This is a genomic window from Legionella worsleiensis (assembly GCF_001467535.1).
In the GTDB taxonomy this organism is placed as follows: Bacteria; Pseudomonadota; Gammaproteobacteria; order Legionellales; family Legionellaceae; genus Legionella; species Legionella worsleiensis.
In genome coordinates this window covers 435,395-450,501 of record NZ_LNZC01000012.1, presented here as the reverse complement: position 1 = coordinate 450,501, position 15,107 = coordinate 435,395, and the positions used below count along the sequence as shown (strand labels likewise).

The following is a 15,107-nucleotide window of genomic DNA, read 5'->3' as shown; positions in this document are numbered from 1 at the left end:
ATACGCATTAATCCTGCTTTTTTCGCTTTTTAACACGTCTGGCGATGAAACGTCATTTGATTCTATTGATCCTGCAACTCTAAATTGTATTAAACCTGATACAGATTATTTATCAATCTACAGCAGCTACTATTTTCTTGGCTGCATCAGTCAAACTGGTCGCAGCGATAACATTCAGATCGCTCTTGTTTAAAATCTCTGCACCCAATTGCGCATTATTACCCTCAAGGCGAACAACTACAGGTATTTTTACATCCACTTCTTTCACTGCGGCAAGAATACCATCAGCAATCAGATCGCAACGCACTATTCCGCCAAAGATATTAACTAATATACCTTTTACCTTGTCATCAGATAAAATAATCTTTAACGCTTCACTGACTCGCTCTTTAGTCGCACCACCACCAACATCAAGGAAATTGGCTGGCTCGCCACCATGCAATTTGATCACATCCATGGTTGCCATTGCCAGTCCTGCACCATTAACCATACATCCAATCGTTCCATCCAGTGGAATGTAATTTAATTCCCAGTCACTGGCACGGTTTTCTCGCTCATCTTCTTGAGTGGCATCACGCATGCTTTTCAATTTAGGTTGTCTGTAAAGAGCATTACCATCGATATTGATTTTCCCGTCAAGGCAAATTAACTGTCCTGTTTTGGTGACAACCAACGGATTGATTTCAAGCAGACTGAGGTCGCACTCGACAAACATTTTACCTAATCCCATCATCAAGTGGGTAAACTGTTTGATCTGATCATCGGCTAAACCTAATTTGAACGCTGTGTCACGACACTGAAAGGGCATAACGCCAACTAATGGATCGACAACAATTTTTACAATTTTTTCTGGTGTTTCTTCAGCCACTTTTTCAATTTCAACGCCACCCTCTGTAGAAGCCATAATCACGACACGGCGGGTTGCTCTGTCAACTACGGCACCAAGATACAGCTCTCTTGCGATATCACAGGTTTCTTCAACAAGTACTGAATTAACAGGCTGTCCTTTAGCATCAGTCTGATAAGTCACCAGGTGAGTACCTAACAAAGACTTGGCCACTGCTGCCAGCTCATCTTTGGTTGAAACCAGTTTCACACCACCCGCTTTACCTCGTCCACCAGCATGTACCTGAGCCTTAACGACCCATCTCGGTGTAGAGAGTTGAGATGCAACCTGTAACGCATCTTCAACATTATAAGCCACCTCACCACGAGGAACGGGTAAATTATAACTTGCGAATAATTGCTTGGCCTGATATTCATGTAAATTCATTGTAATTACCTTTCTATAAAAAGCAAAACCCGTCTACACGGGTTAAGCTGTTAAGTGTGCATGTTAGACATTAAGTAAAAGACGAGCAGGATCTTCCAGCAACTCTTTAACACTTACTAAAAACTGAACCGAATCCTTCCCATCAATCAAACGGTGATCGTAAGATAAAGCGACATACATCATAGGACGAATAACAATTTGTCCTTTTTCGACTACAGGCCTATCCTCAATCTTATGCATTCCCAAAATACCAGTCTGGGGTGGGTTGATAATTGGGGTCGCAAGTAAAGAACCGAATACACCACCATTGGTTATAGTAAACGTTCCGCCTTGCATCTCTTCCATGGATAATTTACCTTGCCTGGCTTTTGTTGCCGCATCATTAATCGCCAGTTCAATTTCGGCCATACTCAGCTGATCCGCATCTCGAATCACCGGAACAACTAATCCTCTCTCTGTAGATACAGCGATTCCTACATCATAAAAACCATGATAAACAACGTCTTGACCATCTATGGAGGCGTTTACCGCTGGAAATCTCTTCAACGATTCAACTACCGCTTTAGTAAAAAATGACATAAAGCCCAATTTTACCCCATGCTTTTTCTCAAAATTATCTTTGTATTGAGCACGCATATCCATTACGGCTTTTAGATTTACCTCGTTAAAAGTAGTTAACATGGCCGCATTATGCTGAGCCTCTAACAAACGCTCGGCAATCTTGGCTCGTAAACGGGTCATGGGAACACGCCGTTCTTCTCGAGCACCCATAGGAGCAACAGCTACGGTTTGTACTTTGGGTGATTCAGTAGATTGCGCTGATTGCCCTCTTTTGGACTCGATATACGCAAGAACATCTTCTTTAGTAATCCGCCCGTCTTTACCAGTTCCTTGAATTTGACCTGGCTGCAAATCATGTTCCGCCATCATACGGCGCACAACAGGACTGGTCGATTTATCTTCGTGGGCACTAACGGGTTCATTAGCAGAAACCTGCTGCTCTTGCACCGGTGCAACAGCTGCCGGAGTTGCACCAGAAGTTATTTTTGCAAGCAATTGACCTGATCCGACTGTATCACCCACCTGAAACACTATCTCAGTGAGCACACCATCTGCAGGAGCAGGAACTTCAAGAACTACTTTATCTGTCTCCAGATCCACCAGATTTTCATCACGAGCGACTTGGTCACCGACTTTTTTATGCCATGCAGCTACCGTTGCATCAGCTACAGACTCGGGTAGAACAGGTACTTTGACTTCAATAGACATGGTTATACCTTCTCATTTTATAGTGTTTAAACCTATTTATTACCTAATAACGCTTGCTCAACCAAGGCAAGCTGTTGTTGCGCATGCAATGCAGGACTGCCCACCGCAGGAGCAGCAGCAAATTCTCTACCTGCATAAAATAATGACTGCTCTGGGCGCAGGCAATCGCGCATATTGTGCTGGGAAGAAAACCAGACGCCCTGATTTTGGGGCTCTTCCTGACACCATATGACTTCATTAGCATGTGGGTATTTTTCCAACTCGGCTATTAAAGCCTTCTTGGGAAACGGATAAAGCTGTTCAATGCGCACTATAGCGATATGATTCAGTTTTTTATCTCGTCGCATTTGCAATAAGTCATAATAAACCTTACCGCAACACAACACCACTTTAGTTACCTTGGCAGCCTGCAATTCATCAATTTCCGGGATAACAGTGTAGAACTTGCCATTGGTTAAATCATCCAGGGGAGAAACAGCCAACTTATGACGTAACAAACTCTTGGGAGTCATAATAATCAAGGGTTTTCTAAAGTTACGGATCACTTGTCTGCGCAATAAATGAAATATCTGCGCTGGCGTAGTTGGCGTACACACCTGCATGTTGTGCTGAGCACAAAGTTGCATGTAGCGTTCCAAACGAGCTGATGAATGCTCTGGTCCCTGCCCTTCATAACCATGGGGCAACATCATAACCAGTCCGCACAAACGCCCCCATTTTTGTTCTCCAGAGCTGATAAACTGATCGATTACCACCTGCGCTCCATTGGCAAAATCGCCGAACTGAGCTTCCCAAATAACCAAATGAGATGGTTCTGATGAAGCAAAACCGTATTCAAAAGCAAGTACCGCTTCTTCAGACAAGACTGAATCGATAACAGTAAATGATCGTTTGGTCTCCGAGGATATTTGTTCCAGAGGGATAAATACCTCGCCAGTTTCTGCGTCATGTAATACCGCATGTCGATGAGCGAAGGTACCCCGTCCACAGTCCTGACCGGATAATCTGACGCCGTACCCGTCTTTTAATAAGCTGGCATAAGCCATGGTTTCGGCATAGCCCCAATTCATAGGAATCTCGCCATGCGACATCTTTTCACGTTCAGCCAACAAGCGTTGGACAACAGGATGCAATGCAAATCCTTCAGGAATAACACTTAGCTTCCTGGTCAGCTCCTTTAACTCAGTTTTACTTATCGTTGTCTTGGCTTTATCAGTCCATTTAGCGTTAATGTAAGGAGACCAGTCTATGGAATATTTACCCTCATAGTCTTCATGAACAAGATCAACAACCGATTTCCCTTGATCCAGGCGTTCCCTGTATGCGTCAACAAATTTATCCACATCATTTTTGGATAGTATGCCAGAACTGATTAATTGATCGGCATAAATCTCGCGTAATGGACGCAAGGATTTAATTTTTTTATACATTGTAGGTTGAGTCACGGCAGGTTCATCTGCTTCATTGTGCCCATTACGTCGGTAACAGACTAAATCAATCACCACATCTCGTTTGAATTTCATTCGGTAATCAAAGGCGAGTTGAGTTGCAAAAACAACTGCTTCCGGATCATCGCCATTAACGTGCAGAACCGGAGCCTGAACCATTTTTGCCACGTCAGTACAGTATAAGGTAGAACGAGCATCTAATGGATTACTGGTAGTAAATCCAACCTGATTATTGATAACTATATGGATGGTTCCACCAGTTGAGTACCCTCTGGCCTGAGAAAAGTTAAATGTTTCCATCACCACACCTTGACCGGCAAAAGCGGCATCACCGTGCAGGACTACAGGAACTACGGTGTCTTTTTTCAACAGGTCTTTACGGCGCTCTAGTCGGGAACGAACAGAACCTTCAACAACAGGGCCGATAATTTCCAAATGTGAGGGATTAAATGCAAGCGCCAAATGTAAAATCGCACCAGATTCCGTTTTAATATCAGAAGAAAATCCAAGGTGATATTTCACATCGCCAGTTCGCTCGTACTTCACTTTTCCTTCAAATTCCTGGAATAATTGTCCTGGCTCTTTCCCCAGAACATTTACCAGTACGTTTAGTCGTCCTCTGTGCGCCATACCGATGACAACTTCCTTTACGCCATCCCGACCCGCATTATTGATGATCTCTTTCATCATGGGAATCAAAGAGTCACCACCTTCCAGCGAAAAGCGTTTCTGACCAACATAACGGGTACCCAGATAACGCTCTAAACCATCGGCAGCAATTAAATCTTTTAAAATTTGAACCTTTTTCTCGGAATTAAAATCAGGGCGGCCACGTACGGACTCCATGCGCTGCTGTAACCAGGCAATTTCTTCTGCGTCGGAAATGTGCATGTACTCAATTCCGATGGTTCGGCAATACGTGTCTTTTAAAGCCTTATAAAGCTCAGATAGCTGCATTTCAGGCCCGTTGAAACTCGTACCGGCAAAAAAGGAGCGATTTTTATCTGCGTCAGCCAGATGATGATAGGCTAATTCCAAGCGGGAAACATGAACCCTCTCGGCCATTCCCAGCGGATCCAGATCAGCAGCAAGATGCCCCAATGCTCTGAAATCATTGATTAAATTGGCAACCTGATATTGTTGGCTATCTGCTGACTGAACAACATGAGTGACTTTCTTATCAGCATTTTCCAAGAAATATTCACGTATGGCTTTATGGGATACGTCTTTATCTGCACCATTAGTTTTAGGTAATGCGCTAAACACGGCTTGCCAATCAGCAGATACCGAGTCTGGATCAGCAAGATAATCCTCATAAAGACTATCGACATACGCCATACTTCCGCCAGATAAAAAGGAAGAAGCCCATTCATTTTGCAGATAGGAACTGCTCATTGTTCTCTCCAAAGGGTTTACGCAGTCTTGTTTAACCCGCCTGCTTCATGCGGGGCCTGGGTTTAAGCTCCAGGCCCGCACTGAAAGGGAATACTACTGTTTAAAGTAACAAGTATTGGTCAAACAAGTACGAGTTGATTTTTAAATCATGTTTCCTGTGTCAGCATTTGCGTGCGAATTTTAGCAATCGCTTGCGATGGATTGAGTCCCTTCGGGCACACGTTGGTGCAATTCATAATAGTCCTGCAACGAAATACGCTAAATGGATCCTGTAACTTATCCAATCGATGTTGCGTTGCTGTATCACGGCTGTCCGCTAGAAATCGTCTGGCCTGTAAAAGTCCTGCCGGGCCGACAAATTTATCAGGATTCCACCAGAACGATGGGCAAGAGCTGGTACAGCAAGCGCATAAAATACATTCATACAGTCCATCGAGTTGTGCTCTTTCTTCGGGAGACTGCAAACGTTCCTGAGCAGGTGCTACTTCATCATTCTGCAAATAAGGCTCTATACGTTCGTATTGTTGATAGAACTGGCTCATATCAACCGCCAAATCACGTATAACCGGAAATCCAGGTAAAGGACGGATGACTATTTTATCCGTATTCAGCTGAGATAAGTGAGTTATACAGGCAAGACCATTAGTTCCGTTAATATTCATGCCATCAGAACCGCAGACCCCTTCTCGACAAGAGCGTCTGTACGTGATGGATGGGTCCTGTTCTGCTTTTAATCGTTCGAGCAAAGTAAGAACCATAGGATCACTTTTAACAGGGATCTCTATCTCATAATCTTTCATATAAGGTTTGTCATCCACCTCGGGATTATAACGATATATCGACAGGGTCACATTTCTACTATCAGTCATTATATATCCTCTTTAATAAACACGTTCTTTGGGCTCAAAGGGCTCGATGTATTTGGGTGATGTATTCACCGGACGATAATCAAGCACCTCACCTTCCTCAAAATACAGCGTGTGTTTTATCCAGTTCGCATCGTCACGAGCGGGATAGTCCTCCCGACTGTGTGCTCCTCTGCTTTCTGTTCGAGCAATCGCCGATTGGGCTGTTGCGTAAGCAGTAGCCATAAGGTTATCCAACTCCAGAGCAGTAACTCGTTCGGTATTGAACACATGGCTTTTATCATCCAGTTTCGCATGAGCCAGCCGTTCACGAAGTGCCTGTAACCGTTTTAATCCCGAAGCCATCACTTCGCCAGTTCGAAACACCCCAAAATCTTCCTGCATAACACGTTGCATTTCATCACGAATTTTCGCAGGGCTTTCACCCTCTTTAGACTCTTCCCAACGGTTATATCGCACCAAAGAAGCGGCAATATCGTCTTCGCTAATGTAAGGCATATCGGGCAATTGATTCGATTGCCATAGTTCTTCAACATGTATACCCGCAGCCCTTCCAAACACCACAAGATCCAGTAATGAATTACCACCAAGTCTATTGGCTCCATGAACAGAAACGCAGGCGCACTCTCCTACGGCATACAAGCCTTCAACCAAATGTTCGGTACCATTGGTTTTAGTGATTACCTGACCGTGCATGTTGGTCGGTATTCCGCCCATACTGTAATGGCAGGTAGGCACAACCGGGATGGGTTCCAATATGGGATCCACACCAGCAAATTTCATGGATAACTCACGGATACCAGGCAATCTTGATTTAATCAAATCGGCGCCAAGGTGATCCAGTTTTAACTTGACGTGATCAACACCCTTGGGATCAAAGCCCTTACCGGCACGAATTTCCAGAGCCATAGACCGGGCAACCACGTCACGTGAGGCCAAATCTTTTACGCGCGGAGCGTAACGCTCCATGAAGCGCTCTCCGTCTTTGTTGATCAGATATCCGCCTTCACCTCGGCAACCTTCAGTAACCAAGGTACCAGCCCCAGCTATTCCGGTAGGATGAAATTGCCACATTTCCATATCTTGCAGTGGGATTCCAGCTCTGAGCGCCATTCCAAATCCATCACCGGTATTAATGTAGGCATTTGTTGTTGATTGATAAATGCGCCCTGCGCCACCCGTTGCAAGGATGCAAACTCGAGTCTGAAAAAATACGACTTCACCAGATTCAATATTCATGGCGGTGACGCCGGCAATACGCCCATGCGAATCTTTAACAAAATCCAGAGCGTACCATTCGCTAAATACGTGAGTTTTTGCTTTGAGGTTTTGCTGGTATAAAGTATGCAGCAGTGCATGACCGGTTCTGTCTGCTGCGGCAGCCGTTCGTGCAGCCTGTTCGCCGCCAAAATTTTTAGACTGACCACCAAACTGACGTTGATAAATTTTACCACTATCCATTCGTGAGAAAGGCAAACCCATGTGTTCCAGTTCGTATACTGCTTCAGGACCTGTTTTGCACAGATACTCGATACAATCCTGATCGCCTATATAATCAGCGCCCTTAACCGTATCGTACATGTGCCAACGCCAATCATCCGGATGTGAGTTACCCAAAGCAACAGTTATTCCTCCCTGCGCTGAAACAGTATGAGAACGTGTAGGGAAAACCTTGGAGAGCAGCGCTACTTTTAATCCTGAATTTGCCAGCTGGAGAGCGGCTCGCATACCTGCCCCACCAGCGCCAATAATTACTGCATCGAATTTATTACGTGGAATTGCCATGCTTATTGTCCCCAAACAATCATTAAGCCCCAAATAAACTGACTAAGGAGCCAAAGAACGACTACCATTTGTACCGCCAAACGGATCACAGTACATTTCATGTAGTCTGTTGTAACGGTCCAAATACCGATCCAGGCATGCAATGACAATGCCAGCAATCCAATCGCAGTCGCTATTTGAAACACTATATTGCTGAACAACAAATGCCATTGTTCAAAAGTCAAATCAGGGTGTGTGATTAAAAAAGCAAATATAAATAAGGAATACGCCGCAAAATAAACTGCGGTCACTCGTTGAATCAACCAATCTTTTAAGCCATTACCTGTTAAACTCGTGACATTAGTTACCATATCCAGATTCCTAGAATAATTGTCAAAATAACCGAAAGAATGATCACCATAATGGAAGTACGTCGACTTGATTCCAGGTGCTCACCAAATCCCATATCCATTATTATGTGTCGAATGCCTGCCAGAATATGATAGGCCAGCGATGCGCTAAATGCCCACAATACCAGTTTATAAAAAGGGCTTGAAATCATGCTTTTCATTTGGATAAAGGATTCTTCAGATTGAAGAGAAAGCCCCAGAATGTATAGCATGATAGGCAATAAAATAAATAACAGTACTCCAGAAATCCTATGCAATATGGACGAAATCGCCATAGGAGGGAATTTTAAAGTACCTAAATCAAGATTAACCGGTCTCTTCTTGTTCACTGTTGATTTCTTCCTCATTAGAAAATGTTGTAAATATAGCACCTTCCCGAATACAACTCGAATAAGCCTATTCTCATCTTCATCCATAGCGATGATTTTTATCCTGATAACTGCATTACTACCAGACTAACTTTTTGGCATAACTACCAAATAAGTGACGATAGTACAATTTAGAACGGCTAAATTTCAATACATGCAAGCCAAGTATAGCACTCTGTTTTTATCACGCAAAGTTAAGTCGGTAAGTAAAATTGAGAAGCAACTGGCTAATTAATACAACTGGTACTATTATTAAACAAAACAGTGGCCTGGAAGGCTTTATGATCATAAAAAGACCCATATTTAATCAACAACTAAAATGTGTCGCTTATGAAATTTTATCGCATCAAAATCAACAATCAAGCGAAGAATTAACCAAAGGATTTTTAGATCTGATTACCAGTTCCGATACGCAGCTTCCCCTCTTCATTCCCTATGCCTTGAAAATCTATCTGGAACAGTTAGATCCTCCACTTAAAAATCCCATAATTTTAAAATTACCCGCAGAAGACATAGAGTCAATTTATTCACTGTCCGAATTGCAAGAGTCTGCCTTTTCAATTGCCTTGCTAATTAATAAACCACAACAACTGGCATGGCTTAATTTTGCTGAATATGTTGCACTTACCGATCATCTGATGAACCAGTCTGATGTAACCAAAGTAGTTCAGTACAGTAAATTAAAGCGCAGAAAAGTAATCGCTTACGACATAGGACGACCGGCAAGTTTCGAAAAATGCAAAGCCATGACTATGGATTATTACTGCGGTGACTTTCTTTTTCATCCCTCAGAAAGCGGACAAAAAGACATCGCTGCAAATAAACTAAATTTTTTTCAACTCATTCAAAGGGTGCAAAAGGATGACTGTGATTTTAATGATATATCAGCGCTTATTCAATCTGATCCCTTATTAAGCTATCAAATCCTTAGAGTTGCCAATTCTATAGGCATCTCTGGCGGACATACTATAGAATCCATTGATCAGGCAATCGCTCGATTTGGCTTAATCAATCTAAAGAACTGGGTGATGCTGTTCTCCATGAAAAATATTTCAGACAAACCTGTAGAAATATTAGAATCAGCGCTTATAAGAGCCTACATGACCAGAGCATTAGCAGAGACCAGCGCTCACATCAACGGTCAAAGTGCCTACACTGCTGGTTTGCTGTCTATTTTAGATTGCTTGTTAAACAAACCCATGTGCGAACTGATAGAGCACATCACCTTGTCTGAAGACATCAAAATGGCCTTGATTGACAAAAAGGGTACTTTAGGACAACTGCTTTCTTTAGTTGTCGCTTATGAACAAGGACAATGGGAAGAAGTCAACGCACAAAATTACAATGGAGTGGATATGAGTAAGCTGTACATAGACAGTTTGGCCTTGATAACTGATAGCTCCAAAGCCATGCATGACTAAAATGAGACGGGATAGAGAAAAAATCTCCTAGCTTGGTACCACTCTCATTAAACTCTCTTCATTGTTTGGCTCTAAGAGAGCAGGATATTCATTTAAAAAGTTTATACCATCTTGAATTTCTTCCAGCTGAGCATCACACAAGTGACGCACATCGACGTATAAACTATAGGCCGCTGCGGCTAATAGAAAAGCGGACAGGATGGATAAGGTTAATCCTAGAAATACCATACCTATTGGACCTGTGGTTAATGCAGCGCTAAGAACAACTCCTGAAGCAGCAACGAGTAGTATTAGGGAGTTACTAACCAGATAACAGCCGGATTCGAATTTTATACCGATCTCATCTTTCAGCTCATCTTTTACTAAAGCGAAAGAATTTATAATTTTATCCTTAAAGCGAGTGAAATTGAAACGTGGATTAACGATTGCGTTCTTGATTGCCGAATCAAGCTCAATATGCAGTCGTTTTATACTGGCTGTAGAACCTAAAATTCCTCTCAATTGATGGATGCTGGAGGCTATATTCGCAGCGTGCTGCTTTAATTTTAATAAAGCGGCATATCTGTGCTGTTCTGCATTCAATGTTGCTCTATCCAGCAGTTTTGACTGGATTTTGTTTTCATTGTCTGTAGAGGAGAATCTGGGAATATGAATTCTTGTAAAAAAGAGCATGGTTATTAATCCAGCATTAAAACAGCTATTTTATCCCAAAAGATGTCTATTATGCAACAACAAAGACTAAAGCGATTGAATTTTAACCATGTCGATTAAAAGGATTTGCTAAAGTCTAGCCCAAAAAACGAAACGAATGGGTTCGCATCTTGCCGTGTGACACGAGGTCGCATTGAGCTTTATCTGTCAAAAGGATTAATAAATCTTCCTTTTTTTAGGTGAATTTGATTAAAGTATGCGGTTTAAAAGACATATTAGGAGTATTCTTAAGTCTTGTACGCTTGAGATTAAGACAGATCATGTTTTTTATTCGATACCTGGCGGCAGTGTGTTATGACATCATCATTCTGTTCGTATTATTTTTTTCGCTAACGGCACTGGTAGTGTTAGTCAATAAAGGTCATGCCATACCCCCTTCTACCCTCTGGTATCAGCTTTTGTTGTCAGGAATAGGGTTGCTTTATTATCAAAGTTCAATCCGCTTTGGAGGACAAACGCTGGGAATGAGGGCTTGGCGATTTAAATTAATGACAGTTGACCAAAAAAGATTAACCAACCAAGATATTTTTTTACGGATTGTTTGTTTCATCCCCGCACTGCTCCTTGCACCTGTTTACATGAAAAGCAGTTACAGTGTATTAAATCGCTGGACGAACACTAGCTTTTCTCAAGTTGAATAAAGCGAGCTAACGCTTTATTCCTGCAGGAGATGCGTGCACGATTTGTCTGTAGGTGTCACGTGGTGCTTCTGATGGATATCCATAGCCCTTGTCAGCCAGACGCCTTACCGTTTCTAAATAACGCTCACCCCATGTTCCAGGATCAAAATTAGTCACAACGACATTATAGCTTAAATTGATTATGGACTCGAAAGCCTTTCTTTGCGCCAGTTCATGACCGCCAAAAGCGACTTGTACTTCATCTTCCATACTCACGCCCCCCGACTTGAGGCGCTCGATAAGGATATAAATCATTTTTTCTATGGTATAAAATAATTTACACATAGACATCCCTGCTTGAAACATATCCTCGCTTTTGGACGTAGATAATTTGTGACCCGAATCATGAATGTCATAAACAAATTCCAACTCGCTTGAACCCGGCAGAGTTTCTGGTTTTATAATAATCGGCGGATTCATCGCCTCAATATGCGGCGAAGTGATGTAGAGATGAAAATCGGCCCAATGCCACCAAATTTGATAAACTCGATCAACCAGGGTGATTGGATTATTTAAATCTTTAGCTACTTCCAATTTCCGCAAGTCCATACTGACTTCCGCAAATCCAGGATTCTCTTCATTCTCAGAGTCGGTCATTCATATTACCCAAGTACTAAACGAGATACCTTTATATTAGCCCAAAATTGACTAATGAGCACGAAGCTTGTAACAAATAGAGGAAAAAAGAGTGCTCTGCAAACTGAGCGATTAAAAAACAAATAAGACCCAATGCCGTTGTTATAGTGGCACACGATACAACGGATCATCGCACTGACTGATAATACTCGGGAGGAGTTCGACACTTAAAACAGGTACTTTGACAGGAGCTCTTTTCCTGACACTTTTTTATTACGCCTTTCTTGAGCCAAATATCCAACATAGGTTGTAAGGCTGGAAGATCCAAACGAAATTCTCTGGTCAATTGTTGGGTACTGACGACACCTTGTCGCCCAATATAATCACGAATTTGTAACAACACTGCATCTCTCCATATTTTTACCGCTGAATTTAAATACCACCACAACCAGAATCAAACTGGATATCATGGCTATTATCCATAAAGCGCTTTGCTCCGGATGTTTTATAAACTGAGCAATCTGATAAAAAATAACAGCAGTAGCATAGGCAACAACAAAAGACCAAATCACAGATGTCCACATCAAGCGACTGTTTGCTTCCTGCTTGATGACGGCCATGGTCGATACACAAGGGATATACAGCAGAACAAACAGCAAGTAGGCATAAGCACCTGCCTGTCCATCAAAGCGTTGCGACATCATCCCATAAACTGATTTGGATACATCGCTGTCTGCCGCACTGGCTAAAACCGGATTCCATAATGCCGAACCCAGCTCAGAAAGATTTTCCGGAATAGACCATAATGCGGCTTTAATTCCGGCCCAAAAATCAAAATGTACGGTGGCCACTTCCCCTAAATGCCCCACCTGAGCATAAAGAGTATTTAAGGTACCGACCACAACTTCCTTGGCAAGCATTCCGGTCAATAATCCAACGGTCGCTGGCCAATTGTCTTGATGAATCCCCATAGGCGCAAATAAAGGCGTTATCCATTGCCCCATCAAAGAAAGTAATGATTCAGTGCTGGCATCACCGGAGTTAATGCCCCCACCAAGAGTAATAGCATTTAGTCCTCCCAGGATAACGCAAATGGGAAGAATCAATCGTCCTGCACGCCAGACGAAGAATTTGAGCCTCATCAAGGTCTCTTTGCACAAACGCGTCAATGCCGGTTTATGATAAGCAGGTAATTCGAGTATTAATGGCGCAGCGTGGCCTTGTAATGCCGTTTTACGCAACAAAAATCCAGTTAAAACGGCCATTAAAATGCCGATCAAATATAAGGAAAACACTACATTCTGGCCACCGGAAGGAAAAAAAGCAGCCACAAAAACCGCATAAATAGCCAAACGAGCACTACAGGACATAAAGGGACTCATCATGACCGTTAGCAGCCTATCTCGCTCGGAATCGAGGGTTCGTGCTGCCATAATCGCCGGAACATTACAGCCAAATCCCACTATCATAGGCACAAAGGATTTACCGGGAAGCCCTAAAGCCCGCATGGCTTTATCCACAACGAAAGCTGCTCTTGCCATATATCCCGAAGTTTCCAGCAAGGATAAGAAGAAAAACATGGACGCAATTACGGGAATAAAGGTCAAAGTAGTATTGATTCCCTTGCCCACACCGTTAGCAATTAAGGCAATTAACCAGTTGGGGGCATGTATTTGCTGCAATAACCAGGCACTGCCCTGAACAAATACAGTATCCGTAGCTATGTCAAAAAAATCCTGGAACGCCCCCCCGATATTGATGGAAAACAAAAACATCAAATACATCATGGCAAAAAACAAAGGCAAGGCCAAAAATCGATTCAGGACAATTTTATCCAGCTTCGCCGTGAAATGTTCACTGGCATCGCTTTTCTTTTGCTGCACTGCCTGAACAATTTGGTGAATAACCTGATATCGCACATCTGCCAACAATACATCCAAATCAAGAGCATCATTCCTGGATTGTTCCCACTGTATTTGTATGGACTCCTTACCGATGAGAGTATCACCTTCGGCTATTCTGAGTGCGTAATAATGAGCAAGTGACTGACTGTACCCTTCATGAATTAATTGGCTTTCAAGTGAGTTTAATACGTTTTGCACGGGTAATGGCAGTGCTAATGCAAGCGGTTTTTGTTGCTCGGGAATGGCCAAAAGTGTATTTTTTAACTCGGCAATACCCACATTTTTATGCGCCTGAATGGGAACTACCGGGCAACCTAATTGCTCTGCTAACGCATTCACATCAACCGTAATGCCACGTTGCTGGGCAATATCCATCATGTTAAGCGCAACGATAACGGGTTTACCCAATTCCAGAATTTGGGTGGTTAAATAAACATGTCGTTCCAAATGACTTGCGTCAATAACGTTAATGATGCAATCAGCATCAAGATTTACTACAGACTGAGCTGCAATCTGCTCATCCTGACTCATGCCTTGAGCATTTGCAACCAGAGAATAGACACCGGGTAAATCGGTGACATGAATTAAATGAGTGCCTACTGAACATTGGCCTGTCTTTTTTTCAACAGTTACACCAGGCCAATTTCCGACTCGTTGACTGTCTCCGGTTAATGCATTAAATAAAGTAGTTTTACCGCAGTTTGGGTTCCCTACCAACAATACCTGAATCATAGACGCTCCAACACTAATTGACTTGCTTCGTCTTTGCGAAGCGTCAAGGATGTTCCTCTTACCTCAACCTGAACGGGGCAGCCCAAAGGAGCAATTCTTATCACTGAAAACTCAACTCCTCGGGTAATTCCCAGGGATAATAACCGTCTTTTGTACTGTTGATTTGTCGCACCAAAATCGACTAATCGCACTCTATCGCCACGCACCAATTCAGAAATGTTCATAATGTACTGCTTGAAAATAGTTTAATAGCCCAATTGTATCACAAATGATATCGAGAATCATTCTCA

14 protein-coding genes are annotated in these 15,107 nt (G+C 42.7%); 2 read left to right on the top strand and 12 right to left on the bottom strand.

All coding sequences use genetic code 11. From position 1 onward, the window contains the following. Positions 1-112: 112 nt before the first annotated feature. From sucC to sdhC, 7 genes are all read right to left on the bottom strand, one after another. Positions 113-1,273 carry an ADP-forming succinate--CoA ligase subunit beta gene (gene sucC / locus Lwor_RS07900; protein WP_058493331.1) on the bottom strand — a complete coding sequence of 387 codons (1,161 nt, stop codon included), beginning with the start codon at positions 1,271-1,273 and terminating at the stop codon, positions 113-115. A gap of 63 nt (positions 1,274-1,336) precedes the next feature. Continuing rightward, positions 1,337-2,542 carry a 2-oxoglutarate dehydrogenase complex dihydrolipoyllysine-residue succinyltransferase gene (gene odhB / locus Lwor_RS07895; protein ID WP_058493330.1) on the bottom strand — a complete coding sequence of 402 codons (1,206 nt, stop codon included), beginning with the start codon at positions 2,540-2,542 and terminating at the stop codon, positions 1,337-1,339. A gap of 32 nt (positions 2,543-2,574) precedes the next feature. Beyond that, on the bottom strand, positions 2,575-5,385 hold the full coding sequence (locus Lwor_RS07890) for a 2-oxoglutarate dehydrogenase E1 component (protein ID WP_058493329.1): 2,811 nt from the start codon (positions 5,383-5,385) through the stop codon (positions 2,575-2,577). 146 nt (positions 5,386-5,531) lie between these two features. Further along, positions 5,532-6,254, bottom strand: a complete 723-nt coding sequence (locus Lwor_RS07885; protein WP_058493328.1) for a succinate dehydrogenase iron-sulfur subunit — start codon at positions 6,252-6,254, stop codon at positions 5,532-5,534. 12 nt (positions 6,255-6,266) lie between these two features. Further along, a complete protein-coding gene (gene sdhA / locus Lwor_RS07880; RefSeq protein WP_058493327.1) occupies positions 6,267-8,036 on the bottom strand; it encodes a succinate dehydrogenase flavoprotein subunit in 1,770 nt (589 codons plus the stop codon). Positions 8,037-8,038: 2 nt separating this feature from the next. Continuing rightward, positions 8,039-8,386 carry a succinate dehydrogenase, hydrophobic membrane anchor protein gene (sdhD, locus tag Lwor_RS07875; protein WP_058493326.1) on the bottom strand — a complete coding sequence of 116 codons (348 nt, stop codon included), beginning with the start codon at positions 8,384-8,386 and terminating at the stop codon, positions 8,039-8,041. Next, entirely contained in the window at positions 8,380-8,754 is a 375-nt protein-coding gene (gene sdhC / locus Lwor_RS07870; RefSeq protein ID WP_058493385.1) for a succinate dehydrogenase, cytochrome b556 subunit, read from the bottom strand. The genes sdhD and sdhC overlap by 7 nt, the downstream gene beginning before the upstream one ends. Before the next feature lie 320 nt (positions 8,755-9,074). Between sdhC and Lwor_RS07865 the strand changes: the two genes are divergently transcribed. Beyond that, positions 9,075-10,214, top strand: coding sequence for an EAL and HDOD domain-containing protein (locus Lwor_RS07865; RefSeq protein WP_058493325.1), 1,140 nt, complete (start codon positions 9,075-9,077; stop codon positions 10,212-10,214). Positions 10,215-10,241: 27 nt separating this feature from the next. Here the strand turns inward: Lwor_RS07865 and Lwor_RS07860 are convergent, their stop codons facing one another. Further along, a complete protein-coding gene (locus tag Lwor_RS07860) occupies positions 10,242-10,886 on the bottom strand; it encodes a hypothetical protein (protein WP_058493324.1) in 645 nt (214 codons plus the stop codon). A gap of 299 nt (positions 10,887-11,185) precedes the next feature. Between Lwor_RS07860 and Lwor_RS07855 the strand changes: the two genes are divergently transcribed. After that, positions 11,186-11,566, top strand: coding sequence for an RDD family protein (locus tag Lwor_RS07855; RefSeq protein WP_058493384.1), 381 nt, complete (start codon positions 11,186-11,188; stop codon positions 11,564-11,566). Positions 11,567-11,572: 6 nt separating this feature from the next. Here Lwor_RS07855 and Lwor_RS07850 read toward each other — a convergent pair whose 3' ends face one another. The 4 genes from Lwor_RS07850 to Lwor_RS07835 all read right to left on the bottom strand — a co-directional run bounded on the left by Lwor_RS07850 (position 11,573) and on the right by Lwor_RS07835 (position 15,041). After that, positions 11,573-12,202 carry a hypothetical protein gene (locus Lwor_RS07850; RefSeq protein WP_058493323.1) on the bottom strand — a complete coding sequence of 210 codons (630 nt, stop codon included), beginning with the start codon at positions 12,200-12,202 and terminating at the stop codon, positions 11,573-11,575. A gap of 166 nt (positions 12,203-12,368) precedes the next feature. Beyond that, complete coding sequence (locus Lwor_RS07845) at positions 12,369-12,584, bottom strand: FeoC-like transcriptional regulator (protein ID WP_058493322.1); 216 nt, start codon at positions 12,582-12,584, stop codon at positions 12,369-12,371. Beyond that, entirely contained in the window at positions 12,565-14,817 is a 2,253-nt protein-coding gene (feoB, locus tag Lwor_RS07840; protein ID WP_058493321.1) for a Fe(2+) transporter permease subunit FeoB, read from the bottom strand. The genes Lwor_RS07845 and feoB overlap by 20 nt, the downstream gene beginning before the upstream one ends. Then, positions 14,814-15,041: a FeoA family protein gene (locus Lwor_RS07835; protein WP_083501592.1), complete on the bottom strand. Its 228-nt coding sequence runs from the start codon at positions 15,039-15,041 to the stop codon at positions 14,814-14,816. The genes feoB and Lwor_RS07835 overlap by 4 nt, the downstream gene beginning before the upstream one ends. Between the last annotated feature and the right edge of the window lie 66 nt (positions 15,042-15,107).

Excerpts from the sequence above, each read along its gene's own strand:
- sucC (WP_058493331.1), bottom strand. The coding sequence starts at position 1,273 with ATGAATTTACATGAATATCAGGCCAAGCAATTATTCGCAAGTTATAAT.
- odhB (WP_058493330.1), bottom strand. The coding sequence starts at position 2,542 with ATGTCTATTGAAGTCAAAGTACCTGTTCTACCCGAGTCTGTAGCTGAT.
- Lwor_RS07890 (WP_058493329.1), bottom strand. The coding sequence starts at position 5,385 with ATGAGCAGTTCCTATCTGCAAAATGAATGGGCTTCTTCCTTTTTATCT.
- Lwor_RS07885 (WP_058493328.1), bottom strand. The coding sequence starts at position 6,254 with ATGACTGATAGTAGAAATGTGACCCTGTCGATATATCGTTATAATCCC.
- sdhA (WP_058493327.1), bottom strand. The coding sequence starts at position 8,036 with ATGGCAATTCCACGTAATAAATTCGATGCAGTAATTATTGGCGCTGGT.
- sdhD (WP_058493326.1), bottom strand. The coding sequence starts at position 8,386 with ATGGTAACTAATGTCACGAGTTTAACAGGTAATGGCTTAAAAGATTGG.
- Lwor_RS07865 (WP_058493325.1), top strand. The coding sequence starts at position 9,075 with ATGATCATAAAAAGACCCATATTTAATCAACAACTAAAATGTGTCGCT.
- Lwor_RS07860 (WP_058493324.1), bottom strand. The coding sequence starts at position 10,886 with ATGCTCTTTTTTACAAGAATTCATATTCCCAGATTCTCCTCTACAGAC.
- Lwor_RS07855 (WP_058493384.1), top strand. The coding sequence starts at position 11,186 with ATGTTTTTTATTCGATACCTGGCGGCAGTGTGTTATGACATCATCATT.
- Lwor_RS07850 (WP_058493323.1), bottom strand. The coding sequence starts at position 12,202 with ATGACCGACTCTGAGAATGAAGAGAATCCTGGATTTGCGGAAGTCAGT.
- feoB (WP_058493321.1), bottom strand. The coding sequence starts at position 14,817 with ATGATTCAGGTATTGTTGGTAGGGAACCCAAACTGCGGTAAAACTACT.
- Lwor_RS07835 (WP_083501592.1), bottom strand. The coding sequence starts at position 15,041 with ATGAACATTTCTGAATTGGTGCGTGGCGATAGAGTGCGATTAGTCGAT.